Raw genomic sequence first — 1299 nt, 5'->3', positions numbered from 1 at the left:
CACGGACGGGGGACTGGCCGCGCTGCCCCCCGCCGACCGCGACCGCGTCCTGCTCGGCCTGGTCCGCACGGAGGTGGCGGCCGTGCTCGGCCACGACGGGCCGTCCGCCGTCCACCCCGGCCGGGCCTTCACCGACCTCGGCTTCGACTCACTGGCCGCCGTGGAGCTGCGCAACCGCCTGAACACCGCCACCGGGCTGCGGCTGCCCGCCACCCTCGTCTTCGACCACCCCACCTCCCGCGCCCTCGCCGGCCACATCCGCGACACGCTCTTCGGCACCGGCGGACAGCGGACGGCGGCCTCCGCCGCCCGCACCGCGGCCGACGACGACCCGATCGTCATCGTCGGCATGAGCTGCCGCTACCCCGGCGGCGTCCGCTCACCGGAAGACCTGTGGCGGCTCGTCGCCGACGGCGTCGACGCGGTCGGCGGCTTCCCGGAGGACCGCGGCTGGGACACCGGGAAGCTCTACGACCCGGAGCCGGGCACCCCCGGCCGCACCTACACCCGCGAGGGCGCCTTCCTGTACGACGCGGCCGAGTTCGACGCCGGCTTCTTCGGTATCGGCCCGCGCGAGGCCACCGCCATGGACCCGCAGCAGCGGCTCCTGCTGGAGGTGTCCTGGGAGGCGCTGGAGCGTTCCGCCATCGACCCGCACCGGCTGCGCGGCTCCCGCACCGGCGTCTTCGCGGGCGTCATGTACCACGACTACGGCACCTGGGCGGCCGACATCCCCGAGGACCTCGCCGCCTACCTCGGCAACGGCAGCCTCGGCAGTGTCGTCTCCGGCCGCGTCGCCTACGCCCTCGGCCTGGAGGGACCGGCCGTCACCGTCGACACCGCCTGCTCCTCCTCACTGGTCACCCTGCACCTGGCGGCCCAGGCACTGCGGCAGGGCGAGTGCGACCTCGCCCTGGTCGGCGGCGTCACCGTCATGTCGACACCGGACACCTTCGTGGACTTCGCCCGGCAGCGCGGGCTGGCCGCCGACGGCCGCTGCAAGTCCTTCGCCGCCGCCGCGGACGGCACCGGCTGGGGCGAGGGCGCCGGCATGCTCGTCGTCGAGCGCCTCTCCGACGCGCGCCGCAACGGCCACCGCGTGCTCGCGCTGCTGCGTGGCTCCGCCGTGAACTCCGACGGCGCCTCCAACGGCCTGACCGCACCCAACGGCCCCTCCCAGCAGCGGGTCATCCGGGCCGCGCTGGCCGCCGCCGGGCTCACCCCCGCCGACGTCGACGCCGTCGAGGCGCACGGCACGGGGACGACCCTGGGCGACCCGATCGAGGCACAGGCGCTGCT

General features: G+C 75.9%; 1 protein-coding gene. It reads left to right on the top strand.

What is annotated here, in order from left to right:
* A partial coding sequence (locus tag GT045_RS17915) for a type I polyketide synthase (RefSeq protein ID WP_161334788.1) occupies nt 1-1299 on the top strand: 1299 nt, incomplete at both ends.

Source organism: Streptomyces sp. SID486 (assembly GCF_009865385.1).
Lineage (GTDB): Bacteria > Actinomycetota > Actinomycetes > Streptomycetales > Streptomycetaceae > Streptomyces.
The sequence above is the reverse complement of the archived record's forward strand: the minus strand, read 5'-3'. Positions and strand labels throughout refer to the sequence as shown.